This is a genomic window from Maricaulis virginensis, from assembly GCF_027922185.1.
Taxonomy (GTDB): Bacteria; Pseudomonadota; Alphaproteobacteria; order Caulobacterales; family Maricaulaceae; genus Maricaulis; species Maricaulis virginensis.
Window position 1 is genome coordinate 115,721 of the sequence record NZ_BSFE01000009.1, and the last position, 18,838, is coordinate 134,558.

15 protein-coding genes, 1 tRNA gene and 1 pseudogene are annotated in these 18,838 nt (G+C 65.7%); 5 read left to right on the plus strand and 12 right to left on the minus strand.

Features of this window, described 5'->3' with window-relative positions:
• Positions 1-3: 3 nt before the first annotated feature.
• Both PKE71_RS14195 and PKE71_RS14200 read right to left on the minus strand, forming a co-directional pair.
• Positions 4-2,181 (minus strand): TonB-dependent receptor, encoded by a 2,178-nt coding sequence (locus PKE71_RS14195; protein ID WP_271187651.1) that lies wholly within the window; start codon positions 2,179-2,181, stop codon positions 4-6.
• 59 nt (positions 2,182-2,240) lie between these two features.
• Positions 2,241-3,731 carry a M81 family metallopeptidase gene (locus tag PKE71_RS14200; protein WP_271187652.1) on the minus strand — a complete coding sequence of 497 codons (1,491 nt, stop codon included), beginning with the start codon at positions 3,729-3,731 and terminating at the stop codon, positions 2,241-2,243.
• 138 nt (positions 3,732-3,869) lie between these two features.
• On the opposite strand from PKE71_RS14200, the gene PKE71_RS14205 reads away from it, so the two are divergent.
• From PKE71_RS14205 to PKE71_RS14215, 3 genes are read left to right on the plus strand one after another with little or no spacing between them, the layout of a single operon-like run.
• Positions 3,870-5,030 carry a DmpA family aminopeptidase gene (locus PKE71_RS14205; RefSeq protein WP_271187653.1) on the plus strand — a complete coding sequence of 387 codons (1,161 nt, stop codon included), beginning with the start codon at positions 3,870-3,872 and terminating at the stop codon, positions 5,028-5,030.
• 22 nt (positions 5,031-5,052) lie between these two features.
• Positions 5,053-6,474, plus strand: a complete 1,422-nt coding sequence (locus tag PKE71_RS14210) for a serine hydrolase domain-containing protein (protein WP_271187654.1) — start codon at positions 5,053-5,055, stop codon at positions 6,472-6,474.
• 5 nt (positions 6,475-6,479) lie between these two features.
• Positions 6,480-7,280 (plus strand): phytanoyl-CoA dioxygenase family protein, encoded by an 801-nt coding sequence (locus PKE71_RS14215; protein WP_271187655.1) that lies wholly within the window; start codon positions 6,480-6,482, stop codon positions 7,278-7,280.
• Here the strand turns inward: PKE71_RS14215 and speB are convergent.
• From speB to PKE71_RS14235, 5 genes and pseudogenes are all read right to left on the minus strand, one after another.
• The gene (gene speB, locus PKE71_RS14220) at positions 7,244-8,245 is read right to left on the minus strand and encodes an agmatinase (RefSeq protein WP_271187656.1); all 1,002 of its coding nucleotides are present in this window, start codon (positions 8,243-8,245) and stop codon (positions 7,244-7,246) included. The two genes, PKE71_RS14215 and speB, sit on opposite strands and share 37 nt — an antisense overlap.
• Positions 8,246-8,270: 25 nt before the next feature.
• Complete coding sequence (gene dgcA / locus PKE71_RS14225; protein WP_271187657.1) at positions 8,271-9,248, minus strand: N-acetyl-D-Glu racemase DgcA; 978 nt, start codon at positions 9,246-9,248, stop codon at positions 8,271-8,273.
• Positions 9,248-10,264 (minus strand): DUF1611 domain-containing protein, encoded by a 1,017-nt coding sequence (locus PKE71_RS14230; protein WP_271187658.1) that lies wholly within the window; start codon positions 10,262-10,264, stop codon positions 9,248-9,250. Before PKE71_RS14230 ends, dgcA begins: the two co-directional genes overlap by 1 nt.
• Before the next feature lie 188 nt (positions 10,265-10,452).
• Positions 10,453-10,986 (minus strand): annotated as a pseudogene (locus PKE71_RS17650) (RHS repeat-associated core domain-containing protein); the annotation flags it as partial.
• Between the two features lie 129 nt (positions 10,987-11,115).
• Positions 11,116-11,205: transfer RNA gene (locus PKE71_RS14235), tRNA-Ser, on the minus strand.
• 139 nt (positions 11,206-11,344) lie between these two features.
• Here PKE71_RS14235 and msrA point away from each other — a divergent pair.
• Both msrA and PKE71_RS14245 read left to right on the plus strand, forming a co-directional pair.
• Entirely contained in the window at positions 11,345-11,998 is a 654-nt protein-coding gene (gene msrA, locus PKE71_RS14240; RefSeq protein WP_271187659.1) for a peptide-methionine (S)-S-oxide reductase MsrA, read from the plus strand.
• Between the two features lie 89 nt (positions 11,999-12,087).
• Entirely contained in the window at positions 12,088-12,762 is a 675-nt protein-coding gene (locus tag PKE71_RS14245) for an HAD-IB family phosphatase (RefSeq protein ID WP_271187660.1), read from the plus strand.
• Positions 12,763-12,908: 146 nt separating this feature from the next.
• Here the strand turns inward: PKE71_RS14245 and serA are convergent, their stop codons facing one another.
• The 5 genes from serA to atpD form a co-directional block, all read right to left on the minus strand.
• Positions 12,909-14,117: a phosphoglycerate dehydrogenase gene (serA, locus tag PKE71_RS14250; RefSeq protein WP_271187661.1), complete on the minus strand. Its 1,209-nt coding sequence runs from the start codon at positions 14,115-14,117 to the stop codon at positions 12,909-12,911.
• A gap of 119 nt (positions 14,118-14,236) precedes the next feature.
• A complete protein-coding gene (locus PKE71_RS14255; RefSeq protein ID WP_271187662.1) occupies positions 14,237-14,764 on the minus strand; it encodes a peroxiredoxin in 528 nt (175 codons plus the stop codon).
• 84 nt (positions 14,765-14,848) lie between these two features.
• Positions 14,849-16,657: a translation elongation factor 4 gene (gene lepA, locus PKE71_RS14260; RefSeq protein WP_271187663.1), complete on the minus strand. Its 1,809-nt coding sequence runs from the start codon at positions 16,655-16,657 to the stop codon at positions 14,849-14,851.
• Between the two features lie 293 nt (positions 16,658-16,950).
• Positions 16,951-17,352 (minus strand): F0F1 ATP synthase subunit epsilon, encoded by a 402-nt coding sequence (locus PKE71_RS14265; RefSeq protein ID WP_271187664.1) that lies wholly within the window; start codon positions 17,350-17,352, stop codon positions 16,951-16,953.
• A 31-nt stretch (positions 17,353-17,383) separates the two neighbouring features.
• Complete coding sequence (gene atpD / locus PKE71_RS14270; protein WP_271187665.1) at positions 17,384-18,823, minus strand: F0F1 ATP synthase subunit beta; 1,440 nt, start codon at positions 18,821-18,823, stop codon at positions 17,384-17,386.
• Between the last annotated feature and the right edge of the window lie 15 nt (positions 18,824-18,838).

Genomic DNA, 18,838 nt, shown 5'->3' on the forward strand with positions numbered 1-18,838 from the left:
TGTCTAGAAGCGGCCGCGCAGTTCGACACCCCAGGTCTGCGGGGCACCGAGCGCCTGGATCTGCTGTCCGGGGATGATCACGCCGGCGCTGCGGCGCACCGCATAGATTTCGTCGCCGATATTGCGTCCCCACAGCATCACGCTCCAGCGGTTGTCCTGGAAGGTGAAGCCCGCCCGCGCATTGACGAGCGTCACATCGTCCTGGCTGTAGTCCGGATTGTTCTCCGGACCGAAGAAGAGCGAGCTGCGATAGCTGAGATCGGCGTGAGCGACGAACTCCATGCCCTCGGCGACCGGCGTTGTGAAGTCGGCCGCAAGGGAGAGTGTATGATCGGGCGCCTGCGGCAGATCGTTGCCGGAATAGTCGGCGCCGGCCGAGGTGGCGTTGGTGAAGTCCTCGAAGCTCGCATCCAGGAAGCTGTAGGAGCCGGAGAATGACAGCGCGCCGGTGACCTGCCAGAGGCCTTCCAGCTCGATGCCCGACGCTTCGGCAGTCGCGGCATTGGAGGTGGTGAAGGTCGGCACGCCGCCCACATTGATCAGCTGGTTCACTTGCAGGTCGGAATAGTCGAGCCAGAACACCGAGCCGGCCAGATAGACCGCACCACCGGCCAGCGTGGTCTTCACACCCGCCTCGTAGCTGTTGACGAATTCGGGGTCGTACTCGGCATTGTCGTTCGGCATGATCGAGAAGACGTTGTAGCCGCCCGACTTGTAGCCCCGGCTGTAGGAGGCATAGACCAGCCAGGTTGCATTGGGCTCCCAGTTCAGCGTGATCGACGGGGTCACTTCAGCGTCGGAGCGTGAGAAGCTGCGCTCGGGCTGGGTCGGGGCGAGAAGTTGGTAGGGGTCGCCGATCTGGCTGTGGGTGACTTCCTTCTCGTCTTCGGAATAGCGCAGCGCGCCGGTCACGCTGACCGCATCGGAAAAGTGGTACGTGCCCTGTCCGAACACGGCATAGCTGGTGGTCTCCAGATCGCCGAAAATGTCGGCGCTGACCTCGGTGGGGTAGATCCCCAGATCAGGCCCGATCACCGCGTTGGAAATGGTGTCGAAGGTCTCGTGACTGAAGAAGCCGCCGACGATGTAGTCGAACACGCCGCCGGTGTCCGAGGTGAAGCGGATTTCCTGGGAGAATTGTTCGTGATCCTCGCTGATGCCCGAGCGCAGCTGGTTGAGAATGCTGAAATCATTGTCGTTCGAGTTGTACCACTCGAAAGTGCGGAAGGCCGTGAGCGAGGTCAGCACGCCGCTGTCGAAGTCCCAGTCGGCCTGCAGCGACACGCCCCAAACATCTCGGGTCTGTTCGGTACCGAAATCCTGCGCGACCTGCCGGTCTTCCGGATCGGCGTCAGCCAGCGGCGTGCCCGCCAGGGCGCCATTGGCCAGGATTTCTGAGGACCCGCCATTGGTGTCGTTCGTGGCCATGTCGGCCCGGAAGGTCAGCTGCAGCGTGTCGGACGGATTCGCCACGAAGGTGAGACGCGCGCCCAGCTCGTCCTGGTCGTCCAGCTCATCGCCGGTGAATATGTTGTCGGTGTAGCCGCTGCGGGTCTGCGAGGAGACGGAGACGCGGGCCCGGGCATCGGGCGTGAAGATCACGTCTCCGGCGGCATAGAGGCTCAGCGCGCTATAGTTGCCAGCCGAGACCACTGCCTCGAAGCCGGGCTCCTCGCCAGGCCCTTCGGTGATCATGTTGAGCGCGCCGGCAATGGTGTTCTTGCCATAGAGCGCGCCCTGCGGACCGCGGATCACCTCGACTCGCTCCAGATCGTAGAGATTGGTATTGATTGTCGTCGGACGGGCCTGATAGACGCCATCCACGAAAACGCCAACCGACTGTTCCACGCCCGGATTGTTGGGATTGGACGAGATGCCGCGCACCGTGATGATCGTCGAGCGCAGGCCGTTGCCCGTATTTATGTAGACGTTCGGGAAGACCGAGGCGATGTCGTCGAGACGCTCCACGCCCCGCTCCTCCAGCTCCGCCGCGCCAAGCGCGCTGACCGAGGCGGACACGTCGAGGATCGACTGCTCGCGCCGCTGCGCGGTGACGACGATCACGTCGGCCGATGCGGTCTCGTCATTCTGCGCTTGGGCGGCGACGGTCGCCAGCCCTGCAGCGAGAACCGCGCTCGCCGCGGTCGAGATCAGTTCCTGTTTCCAAGTCGTACGGCTCATGGTCATTCCCCCAAGAAAACCTGCTGCGAAACACGCCCAAACGAAATATGAGATCAGTTTCACTTATTTTGCAAATCTGTCAACAAGCTTGCGGCCGGCAGCACTTCGTCGACCGGCCAGATCTGCCGCTGAAGATGCTTGTAGGGCAGGCTCGCAAGGTCCGGATTCATCGCGGTGGGCGTGCCGATCGACAAGATCCGGTCCGCCAGCGGCGCGAACGATGCGCGAAAATGGGTTGAGGATTTCAGGACGATCAAGGCGTAGTCCGACGGATCGGCGCCGGTCGCGGTGAACAGGCCCGGCCACAGCGCCTCGCGCCGGCTGCCGCACAGGATGAAATCGGCAAAGCCGGTCCTGAACCGCGCCACCGGTCCGACCGGCGGGCCCGCGGCCGCGTCCGCCGGGCCTCGCTCGATCCGCTCTGCCAGTCCCGCAACCTCCCCGTCGACCCGGACGGGCGCGCCGGAGAACCGGGACATTCGGCCGCCGATCTCCAGCGTCAGACGCGCTCCGGCCCCGGCATTCAGGCAGGCCTTCAGCGACACGGGATCGTTGAACAGGGCGACGCCGATACCGGTGTGACCAGCGTCGCGCAGGGCCGCGACCAGATGCGTTGCATCGCCGTCGGCACCGCCGCCGGGATTGTCGGACGCGTCGGCCAACACGATCCGCTCGCCGGCATGATCGGCGATGTGCGCCAACCCTTCGGCGATGGATAGCGGCCGTTCCGCCGCCTCTTCCGCGATGGCAGCGAAGTATTCGGCCAGGACCAGAGCCGTCCGATCGGCCAGCGCCCGGTCGCCATCCGCATAGACCAGGAGTTTGGCGCCATTGTCGGCACTGTCGCTCCAGGGAAATCCGTGGATCAGCGACACCGAGAGCACGCCGCCCGCACCGGTCTCGGCCTCCCGCATGGCGCGGACGAAGGCACGCATCGGATCGCGCGTCGTCGGAAACCCGCCCAGGGCCCGGCAGGCCGCAACCGCCGCCACGGGTCGCGTTTGCCCCTTCACCAGCGCGTGTGCGAGGGTGAACAGCTCCCGGCCGCGCTCGGCCACATCGGTATGGGGATATTCCTTGTAGGCATGCAGCAGATCCGCCGCGTTCAGCATGGCGGAGCTCAGCGTGGCATGCAGGTCCAGCAGGCCGGCCACAACAGTGGCCCGGCCGGCGACCTCGCGGATCGCGGCCAGCAGATCACCTTCGCAGTCCGGCACGCCATGCGCCGCCATCGCGCCGTGCAGGTCGAGCAGGACGAGGTCGACCGGCATGCAGGCACGCAGGGCGTCTAGGATTTCCCGCTTCAGAGCGGCATAGGCCCCGGCCGTGACAGGCCCGCCGGGCACGGCATAGGCCACGGGTCCTCGGTACACCTCCATCCCGGCTGCCCGTGCCGACTCAATCATGGCGCTACAGCCAGGATGGGTCGGGGCGCACACCCGCCCCTCGCCCGCCGCCGAATAGGCTCCGGCCCGGAAGCCCGCAAGCGTCGTGGCGCGCGCGACAAAACTGTTCGTTTCCGTCCGCAGGGCGGCGACGTAAGCTTTCATGCCGCAATCCTGACAATTTTATGAGGTTGACGTCAATTTCATTTTTTTTCACTGTTCCGTTCAAACAGCCCTTGCTGTCCCAGAACCGGAACAGCGAAAGGGACCGACCCCGTTGTCCATGCCGGAGACCATGAGACCATGAAGAGCAGTCATTCCTTGATATCCATCGCCCTTGCCGGCGGCCTTGTCATCGCCTCGGCGGCCTGCGCCCAGGATGCGCCCCGGGCCCGCGACCTCGGCATTCCGCTGGAGGGCGAGACCGGACCGCTCAATGCCATCACCGATGTGGCGGGCGTCGAGGTCGGCCAGTTCAACCTCAACGAAGACGATACGCATACCGGCGTCACCACGATCTTCCCGCGCGGCCGCACGGCGACCGACGGCGTCGCCGCCGGCCTCTTTTCCTTCAACGGCACCGGCGAGATGACCGGCGCGCACCTGATCAACGAGTTCGGCGCCTTTTTCGGTCCGGTCGCGATCACCGGCACGCTGGGCGTCGGCGCCGCCCGCGACGGCATCCTGGACTGGACCGCGCAGAATTTCGACGATCCCACCGTGCGCTTCAGCCGCGTCCTGCCGGTCGTGGCGGAAACCTATGATGGCGGGCTGAGCGATGTCTGGAGCATGGCCCTGACCCCCGAGCATGTCGTAGCGGCGCTGGACGCCGCCCGTACCGGACCGGTCGCGGAAGGCTCTGTCGGCGGCGGAACCGGCATGGTCTGCTACTACTTCAAATGCGGTATCGGCACGTCGTCGCGCGTCGTGCACTACGGCGAGGACATCGCCTTCACCGTCGGCGTGCTCGTCCAGGCGAATCATGGCGTGCGCGACCAGTTGCGCATCGCCGGCACGCCGGCCGGCCGGGAGATCGACGACCTGATGCCGCGCCGCGCCAGCCAGGCCGATGCGGCCGGCGAGGGCGACGGTTCGATCATCATCGTGATCGCCACCGATGCACCGCTGCTGCCCGACCAGCTGCGCCGCCTGGCGCGCCGCGCCACGATCGGAATGGGCCGCACCGGCGGACAGGGCGATTCCAGCTCCGGCGACATCTTCCTCGCCTTCACCACCGCCAATCCGGTGACGCTCGGCGCGAGCGCGCCGCTCGACTATCAGAGCATTCCCGGCGAAGCGCTCGACCCGCTGTTTGACGGCGTCGTGCAGGCCACCGAGGAAGCCATTCTCAACGCGCTCGTCGCCGGCAAGGACACGACCGGGCGGGGCAATTCGCACGTCTACGGCCTGCCCCACGACCGGGTTCGCGAGATTCTCGCCCGCTACGGCCGGCTCGAAGACTGATCCACACACAAGGACACACGCCATGATCCAGAGACTTGCCCTGCCGGCCGCCATGACGGCCCTCGCCGCCACCGGCAGCCTGCTCGCCGGTTGCGCCACCGCGCAGCCCGCAGCCGATCTCCACACCGCCGCCATCGACGCCCTGGTCGCCGATGCCCAGTCGTCGGCGCCCTATCCGGGCCTTGCGGTATCCGTGCGCCGCGGCGACACCCTCATCTACGAGGCGGCCTACGGCGAGGCGGACCTGGAACAGCACGCCGCGGCCACGCCGGACACGGTGTTCCAGATCGGCTCCATCACGAAATCCTTCACCGCCCTCCTGATCGCCCAGCTCGCGGCCGAGGGCCGGATCAACATCGAGGCGCCGATCTCCACCTACCTGCCAGACTATTCCGGGCCGGCCCGGGATCTGCCGGTGCGCTATCTGATGAACCACACGGCCGGGCTGGTGAACTACACCGCCCTGCCGGACTTCCCCCAGGGCAGCCAGCGCACCGTCACGCGCGACGTCATGCGCGACTATTTCGAGGATGCCGACCTGATGTTCGAACCGGGAACGGCGTTTTCGTATTCCAATTCTGGCACCTATACGCTCGGTCTGATCATCGAGGCGGTAACCGGGCAGACCTATGACGCCGCGCTCGCCGAGCGCGTGCTGGAACCGCTCGGCCTCGACCGCACCTACTATGCGGGCTACGAGCCCGTGATCGAGGGCCGGGCCGAGGGTTATGTCGTCGGCGAGGACGGCTTCCGCAATGCGCCCCAGCTCGATCCGCTGGTGCCCTTCTCGGCCGGTGCCCTTCTGTCCACCGTCCAAGACATCCAGGACTATATCGACCAGGTGCAACGCCAGAACGTGTTCGGCGACGCGGTCCGCGACATGCTTTACGAGCAGGTCGAACTGGGCGACGACACGCTGGCCTATGCGCTCGGCGCGCTGGTGATCCGCGACTGGGAAGGCCATCGCAAGATCGCCCATGCCGGCGATATCGACGGGTTCGCGGCCTACATGTCATACTATCCCGACGACGATCTCTCGATCGTGGTGATGGGCAGCACGCGCGACGTGGCGCCCACGCCGGTCGGGCTGGAACAGAAGATCGCCCGCATCGTCTTCGACCAGCCGCGGCCCGCACCGTCGATGGCGCCGCTGGCCGACAGCGAGATCGCGGCCATCGCCGGCAATTACGACGCCAGCTATATGCGGATCGGCATCGACCGTATCGGCATTCTGCCGCGCGAGGGCGGAATCGCCTTCCGCATCGGCGGTGTCGATGCCCAGGGCCCGGCCATTCCGCTGCTTCACCTGGAGGGCCGTACCTTCCTGGCTGCCCATGACGACGAGATGGTGTTCAGCTTCGCGCCGGATACCGGCACGCCGGGAGACCTGACGGTCGACTGGCTGGGCGGCGGCATTCCCTTCGTCCGCGCAGCTGGGGAGTAGGCGGGATGATCGACGACGACGCGAAGGCAGACTACGCACGCGACGGTGTCTGCGTGCTGCGCGGCGCCTTCGCGCCGGCGTGGATCGAGACCGTGGCCGAGGGGGTTCGCCAGGCGCTCGACGCGCCCGGCCCCCACGGCGAGCGCTACGGCCCGGCCGGGGCCGAGCGCTTCTTCGGCGATCTGGACATGTGGACGCGCCTGGACCCGTTCCGGGACTTCGTCATGAACTCGCCCGCCGCCGAGATCGCCGGCCGGACGATGGGGTCGTCCACGGCGACCTTTCTCTACGACCAGATGCTGGTGAAGGAGCCGGGCAGTCAGCAGCGCACGCCCTGGCATCAGGACCAGCCCTACTGGGCCGTCAGCGGATTCCAGGTCTGCTCGATCTGGATGCCGCTGGATCCGGTACCCAGCGAGGTGTCGCTGGAATTCGTCCGCGGCAGCCATCGCTGGGACCAGACCTTCAATCCCACCCATTTCGCAGACGGCACTCCCTATGCCGGAACCGGCCTGCCCAGCCTGCCCGATATCGAGGCTGACCGGTCGGCCTATGACATCGTGTCCTGGGATCTGGAACCCGGCGACTGCGTGGTGTTCCAGGCGATGCTGGTGCATGGCGCGCCGGCCAATCCCAGCGCCGGGCGCCGGCGGGTCCTGTCGACGCGCTGGCTGGGCGACGATGCCCGCTATGAAAAGCATGCCGGAGAAATAGCCATTCCCACGGACAGTTCCGGGCTAGTAGAAGGCGAGGCGTATGGCGGACCTCGTCATCCCTGCGTCTGGCGAGACAAAGCCGCGCGCTGAAGCGGCGCCATCGCGACAAGACAGACGATTTCGAACATTATCTGTGCTGCCACTAACGCTGTGCAGTCATTGGCGTCATACATGGGCGCCACCTCGACGACGTCACCGCCGACAATGTCGAGCCCTGCCAGCCCGGTGAGCAGATCTATCGCATCGCCGGCGCTGAGCCCCCCTGGTTCCGGCGTGCCCGTACCTGGCGCCACGCTCGGGTCGAGGGCATCAATATCGAAGCTCACATAAACTGGGCCGTCCCCCACGATCCTTCGAGCCTGGTCCACCACATCGGCAATGCCACGGCGGCGCAGTGCTTCGGCATGCACGACGGTCATTCCGCACTCGTAGGAGAATGTCCACGCCGGCTCGGCAGCACCACGTATGCCGATCTGGATCGTACGGGCTGGATCCAGAACTCCCTCCAGCACGGCCTCCCTGAATGGGCCGCCATGATGGAATTTGAGTCCGTCGATCGGGCCTTCCGTATCGCAATGAGCATCGATATGAATCAGGCCAAGTGGCTGCGAGCGGCCGAGTGCCTTCAGGATCGGAAGCGTAATCGAATGATCGCCGCCGATTGCCACCGGCCGGCAATCCGCAGCAGAAACGGCCCGGACGAAATCCTCGATATCGGCATGCCCGCGTTCAATATCATAGCGCGACCGGAACGGCGTGTCGCCAATATCCAGTATTCTGAATCGTTCGAACGGGTTCAGCCTGTGGATGTGATTATAGGGGCCTACCCGCTCGATCGCGCGCAGGGCCCGCGGCCCGAAGCGCGCGCCCGGACGGTTGGTGACACCCAGATCGAAGGGAACGCCGAAAAGTGCAATCTCGCAATCCATGATGCGCCCGGTTGCCAGGGCATCCGCGTCGGAAGACGCATTGAGTAAGGTCGTGGCCTCCATGTAGGCAGGCTCGGAGCGCTTCTCCGGCTCTGTCCAGTCGATGCTGTTTTTGCCTGTGCCCATCGCTTCCCGCTCGCTTGCTCTCTGCCTAGCCCCAGAGTTCCGGCCGGGGCGGATCGACCCGGCCGGTCTCGTATCTGAGCCCGTTCGGCCAGTCCTGTGCCAGAAGAACGGGACCGTCGATATCCACGAAGTCGCACAGGCAACCGACGACGAAGCTGGGCGCCATCGCCAGCGAGGTCCCCATCATGTTACCGACCATCAGGCCCAGTTCCTCCGCGCGCGCCGACCGCGCCAGGCGCAGCGCTTCTGTCAACCCACCGGTCTTGTCGAGCTTGATGTTGATGCGTTGGTAGCGGCCGCGCACGACGTCGAGTTCGCCACTGTGGAGGCAGCTTTCGTCGGCACACAGGGGCACCGGCGAGACGTAACCATCCAGTGCCGCATCCTGGCCGCGCGGCAGCGGCTGTTCGAGCATTTCCACGCCCAGGCGCGCCATGGCGGGCGCCACGTCGCGAAGCTGTTCGATCGTCCAGCCTTCATTCACATCGACAACCAGGACCGCGTCGGGCCGCACGGCGCGGATCGCCTCGATCCGCTCGACCGGGCGGTCGGCATTCAGCTTAACCTTGAGCACCGGAACCGGGCCGGCCCGTCGGGCCTTGTCCGCCATCATCTCCGGGTCCGGCTCCAGACCGATGGTGACGGCAGTGGTCAACGGGCGCGGCTCGACGCCGGTCAGGGCCCAGATCGACCGTCCGCTCCGCTTCGCCTCCAGATCCCAAAGGGCGCAGTCGACAGCATTGCGTGCGCCGCCCGGCGGCAGGACAGTCTGCAGTGCATCGCGCGTGATGCCGTCCGGGTACGCGGCGATTAAGGCTCGCGTCTCGTCCAGAATGCTCTGCGCCGTCTCGCCGCAATAGAAGACGCCCTCGGCCTCGCCCCGGCCGCGATGGCGACCCTCCTCGGCCGTGACGATGAGCGCATGGGTGGCATCGAAGACGGCGCTTGCAATACGGAACGGGGCCTTCAGCGAAAACCGGTGGAGCTCGACGGTCAGGCGCATTACGCCTCGCCCCTGCCCTGCAGTAGCCGATCGGCGATCGCACCGCCGCCGGTGCGGACCGGATCGATGACCGGCAGACCCAACCGAGCCGCAGTCTCCGCGATCAGCGCCTCTGCCGCCGCAGCGTCCAGGCCCGCGGTGTTCAGACTGACCCCTGCGCAGTAACAGTCCGGACTGGTCAGCCGGGCCGCCTCCAGATTACGGGCGATCGCGGTCTCCAGCGCCGGCGTGGGATAACCGTCGAAGAATGCGATCTTGTCGCGGCCCGCCTGGTGGCAGAGCACGACGGCTTCCGGTTGGGCGCCGTGTAGCAGACCGAGCGACACGCCTGCATAGGCGGGATGGAAGAGCGAGCCCTGCCCCTCGATCACGTCCCAGTGATCCGCTCCGGCCGCCGGCGCCAGCACTTCGGCGGCCCCGGACATGAAGTCGCCAATCACCGAGTCGATGGCAAAGCCGCGGCCGGAGATCAGCACGCCGGTCTGGCCCGTCGCACAAAAGTCCGCATCAACGCCGCGTTCGCACAGGGCCCGCCAGAGGGCGAGGGCCGTATACTTCTTGCCCACGGCGCAGTCCGTACCGACAGTTAGCACACGATGCCCCGAACGCGGCAGTCCGCTGCCGATCGGCAGACCCGGCGGCGGGTCGCGCAGGTCCGTGAGTTTACACCCCGTCGCGTCGGCCAGAGCACGCAGCGCGCCGAGTGAGTTGAGCCGGATGTGCAAGCCCGCGGCAATATCCAGACCAGCCTCAAGCGCGGCGCGGAACACATCGAGCCAGCGGTCGTCCATAGCACCGCCCGGGCTGGCCGTGCCCACCACCAGCGTTTTCACGCCCGCCGCCCGCGCGGCCTCGATCGTCATGTCGGGCAGGCCGAGATCGACAGTCCCGGCGCTCAGGCGCAGCTGCCCCGCACAGCGTTCCGGCGCCCAGTCGGCGATCCCCGCCCCGGTCTTGGCGATCAGACGGTCCGGCGCATCACCGAGGAAGATGAGATAGGGTGGGAGGACCTTCATGCTCGCAATCGCTTTGCTATCCACGCCCACAAACGGGCCATGTTACTAAATATGATGTCAATTTCATTTTTTGACAAGAGTTCTAGGCGCCTTACGCGACGCGTCCTTCACAAGCGGACGTTTGCAAGCCGCCCGCACCGTAGAAGCTCTCAAAAAAAATCGAAAAGGCAGCCGGCATACCGGCGGCGTCACGCGAATTGCCACGCCGTTCCGTGGTCCCCTTCTGTGACATTCGACTCCGCACCATCCGCTCCGCGAATATCCTCCATGATCTCGTCAGCTGTCCCGCCGGTTGGCCGATTATCATAAACACGCCGGCGACCGCGAGCACCTGTACGGTCAGGTTGAGCCCCACCGGAAATTCGGCCCTTAGCGCCCGCGCGGTCTTGAGGTCCTTTAGGCTCACCGGTTTGATCGTCATTCAAAACAGACTGGCGACAAACGCGACGGTCGTGGTGCCGACCACTTGCGCGGTGGCCCGACACGGCGCACTCGCAGTACAATGAGCAGCTGCTGCACGGCATGGCGCGGGAACTGCGCATCGCGCCACTGCAGCGCATGCTGGAGGGTGGTGTCAGACTTACCCGTTGGATCAGCGGGTTGTTTGCGACATACGCATACCGGTTGAAATATGCCGTTCCGCCGCTTGCGAACCCGACGGGGTCCGAGGAGAGGAAGCGTCCGATGGCGGGGTCGTAGTAGCGGGCCTGCATGTAGATGAGGCCGGTATAGCTCTCGCCGTTGTCATTGGCCGCCGGCTGCTGACGCCTCGTCGAACGGCGTGTAGGCCTCCCGCCACAACAGCGTGCCCGAAGCCCGCGAGCGGGTTGTTCTTACAATGTCAGGGAATATGGCGGTGAGGGTGGGATTCGAACCCACGAGACGGTTGCCCGCCTACACGCGTTCCAGGCGTGCGCCTTCGACCACTCGGCCACCTCACCGCAGAAGGCGCGGACTATACTCATCGATGCACAATGGGCAAGGGCTGAGTCAGCACGTCGGGCGGTGCCGCTGCAGAGGCTGGCAATCGGCGCGCAAGCTCCTATCTTGACAAGCAAAAGCGCGACCCTGGAGCCCGCCATGTCCGACCCCGTCTGGAAGTCTCAGATCATCCCCGCCGAGCGCGCCCTGCCCGGCCGTCCCGATGCCATCGCTACCGCGCCGACGCATTTCGTCACCGGCCGGGATCTCAAGGCCGCCGCGCCTGAGGCGATGCAGGAAATCGTGCTGGGGATGGGTTGTTTCTGGGGCGTGGAACGCCTGTTCTGGCAGACGCCGGGCGTGTGGCACACGGCGGTCGGCTATGCCGGCGGCAGCACGCCTAATCCGACCTATGAGGAAGTGTGCTCGGGCGGTACCGGCCATGCCGAAGTGGTGCGCGTGGTGTTCGACCCGGCGCAGCTGTCGCTGGACGATCTCCTGAAAGTGTTCTGGGAAGGTCATGACCCGACCCAGGGCATGCGCCAGGGCAATGATCTGGGCACGCAATACCGCTCGGTTATCCAGACCCTCGACGACGCCCAGGCCGAAGCCGCCCGCGCCAGCCAGGCGCGTTACCAGGCCGAGCTTGACCGCTCCGGGCTTGGCGCCATCACGACGATCATCGAGCCGGCCGGCGAATTCTACTATGCCGAGGACTATCACCAGCAATACCTCGCGAAAAATCCCGGCGGCTATTGCGGTATCGGCGGCACCGGCGTGGTCTGTCCGATCGGAACCGGCGTTTCGGCCTGACGTTCATATTGCTCAGGCCTGTTGCCTGCAGGCCCGGTCTCGTCGAGGCTGGCGGGAAGCGCTGACATCCGTAACGACAGGACACTTGCTTGCAAAGACTGATCGCCTTTGACGTGGATTCAACACTGCTGCGTGTGGAATCCCTGGACACGGCCCTTGAGGCCGCGCTGGCGGCCCTGCCGGATGCGGCCGAGGCGCGCCGCCGCCTGCACGAGATCACCAATGCCGGCATGACCGGCCGCATGGCCCTGCGTGACAGCCTGGAAGCGCGGCTGAAGCTGGCGGCGCTCGACAAGGGCGGGGTCGACGAGATGGCCGAGCGCCTGCGCAAGCGCGTCACCCCGGGCATGGCACCCCTGCTGAAAAAGCTCCGCGCCCGCGGCGATCAGATCCACGCCATTTCCGGCGGCTTTGCCGACCTGATCGAACCGGTGCTGGGCGATCTGGGCTTCCAGCGTGGCGATATCCACGCCAACCGCTTTGTCTGGCAGGACGAGCGCGTGGTGGGACTGGACATCGACAGCCCGCTCTCGCGCAATGGCGGCAAGGCCGAAGTGCTCGACCGGATTGCCGCGGCCAGCAGCGAGACCATCATTGTCGGCGACGGGATGACCGATTTCGAGGCCTTCGAGAGCGGCGCCGCCGACCGTTTCATCGGCTTCGGCCTGATCGCCCGGCGCGATGTCGTGGTCGCGGCGTGCGAGTATTCCGGCGCCGACTATGTGCGCACGGTGGAAGGCCTGGGCAAGCTGCTGGGGGTTTAGGCGCCCTGTTCCTCCCTCTCCCCGGGGAGAGGGATCGAGGGAGAGGGGGGAGACACCGCCATTGGCGCTTCAAACGCCAGCACCGGGGTTTTCCCTCATCCGCCCTTCGGGCACCTTCTCCCCGGGGAGAAGGCGTGTTTGTCTGCCTACGGCCGGATCAGTCTGGCCCGGATCGAGCCTTCCAGCGCGTTGACGCGGTCGAGGAAATCGTCCGGCAGCGGGCCTTCCAGATCGGACACCACATAGCCCAGACCATTGCGCGTCTCGAGGCGCTGGGCGGCGATATTGGCCGAAGTCGAAGAGATCGACTCATTGAGCCGCGTCAGGAAGCCCGGCGCATTGGCGTGGAAGCTCAGGAGACGCACCCGGCCGGCCTTGATCTCGCCCGGCTCGATCTCCGGCACATTCACCGCGCCCTTGGTCGAACCCTGGGAGAGATAGCGCGCCAGCTTGCTCGACACGTCCTCGCCGATCGAGGCCTGGGCCTCCAGCGTCGAACCGCCGATATGCGGCGTCAGGATCACATTCTCAAATCGTTGCAGCGGCGAAACGAAGGCTTCGTCCTTGGAGGCCGGCTCCTTGGGAAAGACGTCGACCGCCGCCCCCAGAAGGGCGCCGCTTTCCAGCGCATCGGCCAGGGCATCGATATCGACAAGGTCACCGCGCGCCTGGTTGATCAGGATGGCGCCCTTTTTCATCTTCGCGATGGCATCGCGGTTCATGATGTTGCGGGTCTGCTCGGTCGAGGGGACGTGCAGCGTCACCACGTCGGAGATTTCCAGCAGCTCGTCCAGCGAGCCGCAGGACCGTGCATTGCCGTGCGCCAGCTTGGGTTCGATGTCGTAGAAATAGACATGCATGCCCAGCGCGCTGGCGAGCACGGACAGCTGGGAACCGATATTGCCGTACCCGACAATGCCCAGCTTCTTGGCGCGCACCTCGTGGGAATCCGTCGCCGATTTCTGCCACTCGCCGCGCTTGGCCGCCGAGGAGCGGGCGGGGATGCCGCGCATCAGCATGATCACCGAGGCGAGGGTCAGTTCTGCGACCGAGCGGGTGTTGCCGAAGGGGCCGTTGAAGACGGGGATGCCGCGCGCTTCGGCCGTGTCCAGGTCGACCTGGTTGGTGCCGATGCAGAAACAGCCCAGCGCCTGCAGGCCGGGCGCCGCGTCGAAGGCCGCCTTGTCCATCCTGGTGCGCGAGCGGATGCCGGCCAGAAGCGCGCCGGACAGCCGGTCGTGCAGGTCGGAGACGGCCAGCGCGGCCGCATGACGCTCGATGGGCAAACCGGCCGCCTCGAAGGCGCGGTCGGCGAGCGGGTGCACATTTTCGAACAGGACGACAGTGTCGGACATGGCGGGGTTTCCTGAGGATCGGTCGGGGTTAAGTTAGGCGTGCTTCGCCGCAGCGCAACATGCAAATCCCCTTATGTCCACAGCCCGCAGCGGCGCCCCGCCAGGCCCGTCACGCAAGACTATTCGGCGTTCAGCGCCCGAACCGCCGCAATCGTCCGGTCGACGTGTTCGTAGGGGTTCATTTCCGACCAGGTCAGCGTGATCGTCGAATTTTGATCGATCACGTAGGATGTGCGCGAAGTCCAGCCCGGACGCATCAGCATGCCCACATCATAGTCGCGCATCATGCCCTCGCCGATGGCGAAGACCGGGAAGGCCGACGCACAGTGCTGGGTGGAGAAGTCGGCGAGACGGTCGGTATTGCCCGCGGTGATGCCGATCACCTGCGCACCCTCGGCCTCGAACTCGCCGATCGCCTCGGCAAAGCTGGCTGCCTGGGCCTCGCAGCCCGAAGTGAAGGCCGCCGGAAAGAAGAAGACCACGACCGGCCCGCTTTCCAGCGCCTCGGCGAGATGGAAGCTGACCGGCTCGCCGGCCTGGAAGCCCTCGACGGTGAAGTCCGGAGCGGTATCGCCCAGCTCCAGCTCGGCAAGGGCCGGAGCGGAGATGGCGGCGACGGCGGCAAGGCCGGCAATGAGATGACGCATGGGGATCCCCTCCTCGGATCGAGACAGTGTCGGCAGACAAGATGAGGCGTTTGACGGCCGGGACAAGGCCCCGGCCATCACAAGCTAGTCATCATCCATCTTCAGCGCGGCGATGAAGGCCTCCTGCGGGATTTCGACCTTGCCGAACTGGCGCATCTTCTTCTTGCCGGCCTTCTGCTTGTCCAGCAGCTTGCGCTTGCGGGTGGCGTCACCGCCATAGCATTTCGCCGTCACGTCCTTGCGAAGGGCCGAGAGAGTCTCGCGGGCGATGATCCGGCCGCCCAGGGCCGCCTGGATCGGGATCTTGAACATGTGCCGCGGGATCAGGTCCTTCAGCTTCTCGCACATGGCCCGGCCGCGCACTTCGGCGCGTGCGCGGTGGACCACCATGGAGAGCGCATCGACCGGCTCGTCATTGACCAGGATCGACATCTTCACCAGATCGCCGACACGGTCCTCGATCCACTGATAGTCGAAACTGGCATAGCCCTTGGTGACCGATTTCAGGCGGTCGTAGAAGTCGAACACGACCTCGTTGAGCGGCAGCTCGTAGACCACCATGGCCCGGTTGCCGGCATAGGTGAGTTCCTTCTGGACGCCGCGGCGGTCCTGGCAGAGCTTCAGCACGCCGCCCAGATACTCGTCCGGCACCAGGATGGTCGCCTTGATCCAGGGCTCGGCAATCGTGTCGATCTTCACCGGATCGGGCATGTCGGCCGGATTGTGCAGATCCATTTCCGTACCGTCCGTCATGGTCAGACGGTAGACCACGGACGGCGCCGTGGTGATCAGCTCGATATCGTATTCCCGCTCCAGCCGCTCGCGGATCACTTCCAGATGCAACAGGCCGAGGAACCCGCAGCGGAAGCCGAAGCCGAGCGCGGCCGAGGTTTCCATCTCGTAGGAGAAGGACGCATCGTTCAGCGCCAGTTTCTCGATCGCCTCGCGCAGATCCTCGAACTCGGCGCTGTCGACCGGGAAGAGACCGCAGAACACCACGGGCTGGGCCGGCTTGTAGCCGGTCAGCGGCTTGTCGGCCGGGCGGCGGTCGTCGGTGACCGTGTCGCCGACACGCGCATCGCGCACCTGCTTGATCGAGGCATTGAGGAAGCCGATCTCGCCCGGGCCCAGCTCGGCGATCGCTTCCTTTTTCGGACGGAACACGCCGACACCGTCGACCGGATAGGCCGCACCGGTGCCCATCAGGCGCACCTTCATGCCCTTTTTAAGCGTGCCCTCGATGATCCGCACCAGGCAGATCACGCCGAGATAGGGATCGTACCAGCTGTCGACCAGCATCGCCTTGAGCGGCGCGTCCGGATCGCCGGCGGCGGGCGGCGGCAGACGCTTGACGATAGCTTCGAGCACGTCGGGCACGCCCAGGCCGGTCTTGGCAGAGATCTCGACGGCCTCGGAGGCGTCGATACCGATCACATCCTCGATCTGCTCCTTGACCCGCTCCGGCTCGGCCGCCGGCAGGTCGATCTTGTTGAGCACGGGCACGATCTCGTGGTCGACCTCGATGGCCTGGTAGACATTGGCCAGGGTCTGCGCTTCCACACCCTGCGAGGCGTCCACGACCAGCAGCGAGCCTTCGCACGCCGCCAGCGAGCGGTTGACCTCATAGGCGAAGTCGACATGGCCGGGCGTGTCGATCAGGTTGAGGACGTAGGTCTTGCCGTCCTTGGCCGTATAGTCGAGACGCACGGTCTGCGCCTTGATGGTGATGCCGCGCTCGCGCTCGAGTTCCATCGAGTCGAGCACCTGCTCCTTCATCTCACGCTCGGTAAGCCCGCCGGTGACCTGGATCAGCCGGTCGGCGAGGGTGGATTTGCCATGGTCGATATGGGCGACGATGGAGAAATTTCGGATCAGGGACGGATCTGTGCTCATGGCGCGGGCACGTAGCATTCAAAAGGGGTTTGGCCAAGCGGGATGGGCTGTTGGGTTGCGAGGCTTCCCCTGCGCGAGCGGGGGAAGTGGCCGAACCCGACCTTGGGTCGGGTGAGGTCGATGGGGGCAAGTACATGCGCGCTGACGCGCTCTGCGCCGCTTGCGCGCCGCCCCCTCAGCCCGCTACGCGGACAGCTCCCCCGCAAGCGGGGCGAGCCCTTCTGCGCACCCCCAAACGAAAAAGGCCGCCCCGGCAGGAGCGGCCTTTTTGAGATCCTTGCGGCAGCGAACGCCTAGTTCGCCAGAACCGCCTGCATCGCCTCGTACTTCTCGACGAGACCTTCGGCGTGTTCGCGCTCTTCCTCGCTCTTGGCCACCGCGACGTCTTCGCGGGCATTGGCCAGGTCCTGGGCGAGCTTGTCGGCGTCGATCTCGGAGACCGGCACGGCTTCTTCGGCCAGGATGGTCAGGCCGGCCGGGGTCACCTCGGCGAAACCGCCATGGATGAAGGTGCGCTCGACCGAGCCGTCATTCATCACCGCGATGGCGCCCGGACGGATCACCGACATGAAGGGGGCGTGATCCGGCAGTACGCCGAAATCGCCCTCTTCGCCGGGAACCACGACCTGGTCCACCTGGCCGGCAAACACCCGGCGCTCCGGAGAGACGAGATCGAAATGGAGTTTGTCAGCCATCAGGCGTGTCTCCGGTTAGACCGAAGCTGCGTTACGCAGCTTCCGCGGCCAGCTTCTCGGCCTTCTTCACAGCGTCTTCGATGGTGCCGACCATGTAGAATGCCGCTTCCGGCAGGTGGTCGTACTCACCGTCGCAGATCGCCTTGAAGCCCTTCACGGTTTCCGCAACCGGCACCTGGATGCCCGGGAAGCCGGTGAAGATTTCAGCCACGTCGAACGGCTGCGACAGGAAGCGCTCGACCTTGCGGGCGCGGGCCACGGTCAGCTTGTCTTCTTCCGACAGCTCGTCCATGCCCAGGATCGCGATGATGTCCTGCAGGGCCTTGTAGCGCTGGAGGATTTCCTGAACGCGGCGCGCCGTCTTGTAGTGTTCTTCGCCAACGATGCGCGGCTCGAGGATACGCGAGGTGGAGTCGAGCGGGTCCACGGCCGGGTAGATACCCTTTTCCGAGATCGCGCGGTTGAGAACCGTGGTCGCGTCCAGGTGGGCGAAGGTGGTGGCCGGGGCCGGGTCGGTCAGGTCGTCGGCCGGCACGTAGACGGCCTGCACGGACGTGATCGAACCCTTGGTGGTCGAGGTGATCCGCTCCTGCAGCGCACCCATGTCGGTGGCCAGGGTCGGCTGGTAACCCACGGCGGACGGGATCCGGCCCAGAAGGGCGGACACTTCGGCGCCGGCCTGGGTGAAGCGGAAGATGTTGTCCACGAAGAACAGCACGTCCTTGCCTTCCTCGTCGCGGAAATATTCCGCCTGGGCGAGACCGGACAGGGCGACGCGGGCGCGGGCGCCCGGCGGCTCGTTCATCTGGCCGAAGACCAGGGCGCAACGCGAACCTTCCGTGGACCCGCCATGTTCCTTGGGGTCCTTGTTCACGCCGGATTCGATCATTTCCCAGTACAGGTCGTTACCCTCACGGGTCCGCTCACCCACACCGGCGAAGACCGAGTAGCCGCCGAACATCTTGGCGATATTGTTGATCAGTTCCTGGATCAGAACCGTCTTGCCGACGCCGGCGCCGCCGAACAGGCCGATCTTGCCGCCCTTGGCGTAGGGGCAGAGCAGGTCGACGACCTTGATACCCGTCGGCAGGATTTCGGCGGAGGTCGCCTGCTCCTCGAAGGACGGGGCCGGACGGTGGATCGGCGCGCGCTGCGTGTGCGCTACATCGCCGGCTTCGTCGATGGCTTCACCCGTGACGCTCATGATGCGGCCGAGCGTGCCCGGGCCGACCGGAACCGTGATCGGCGAACCCGTGTCGGTCACTTCCGTGCCGCGCTGCAGGCCTTCCGTCGCGTCCATGGCGATCGTACGGACGGTGTTCTCGCCGAGGTGCTGGGCGACCTCGAGGACGAGCTTCTTGCCGTCATTGGTGGTTTCCAGGGCGTTGAGGATGTCCGGCAGGGTGCCTTCGAACTCAACGTCCACGACAGCGCCCGTGATCTGGACGATGCGGCCTTGGGATTTGCTCATAGCGGGTATTCCTCT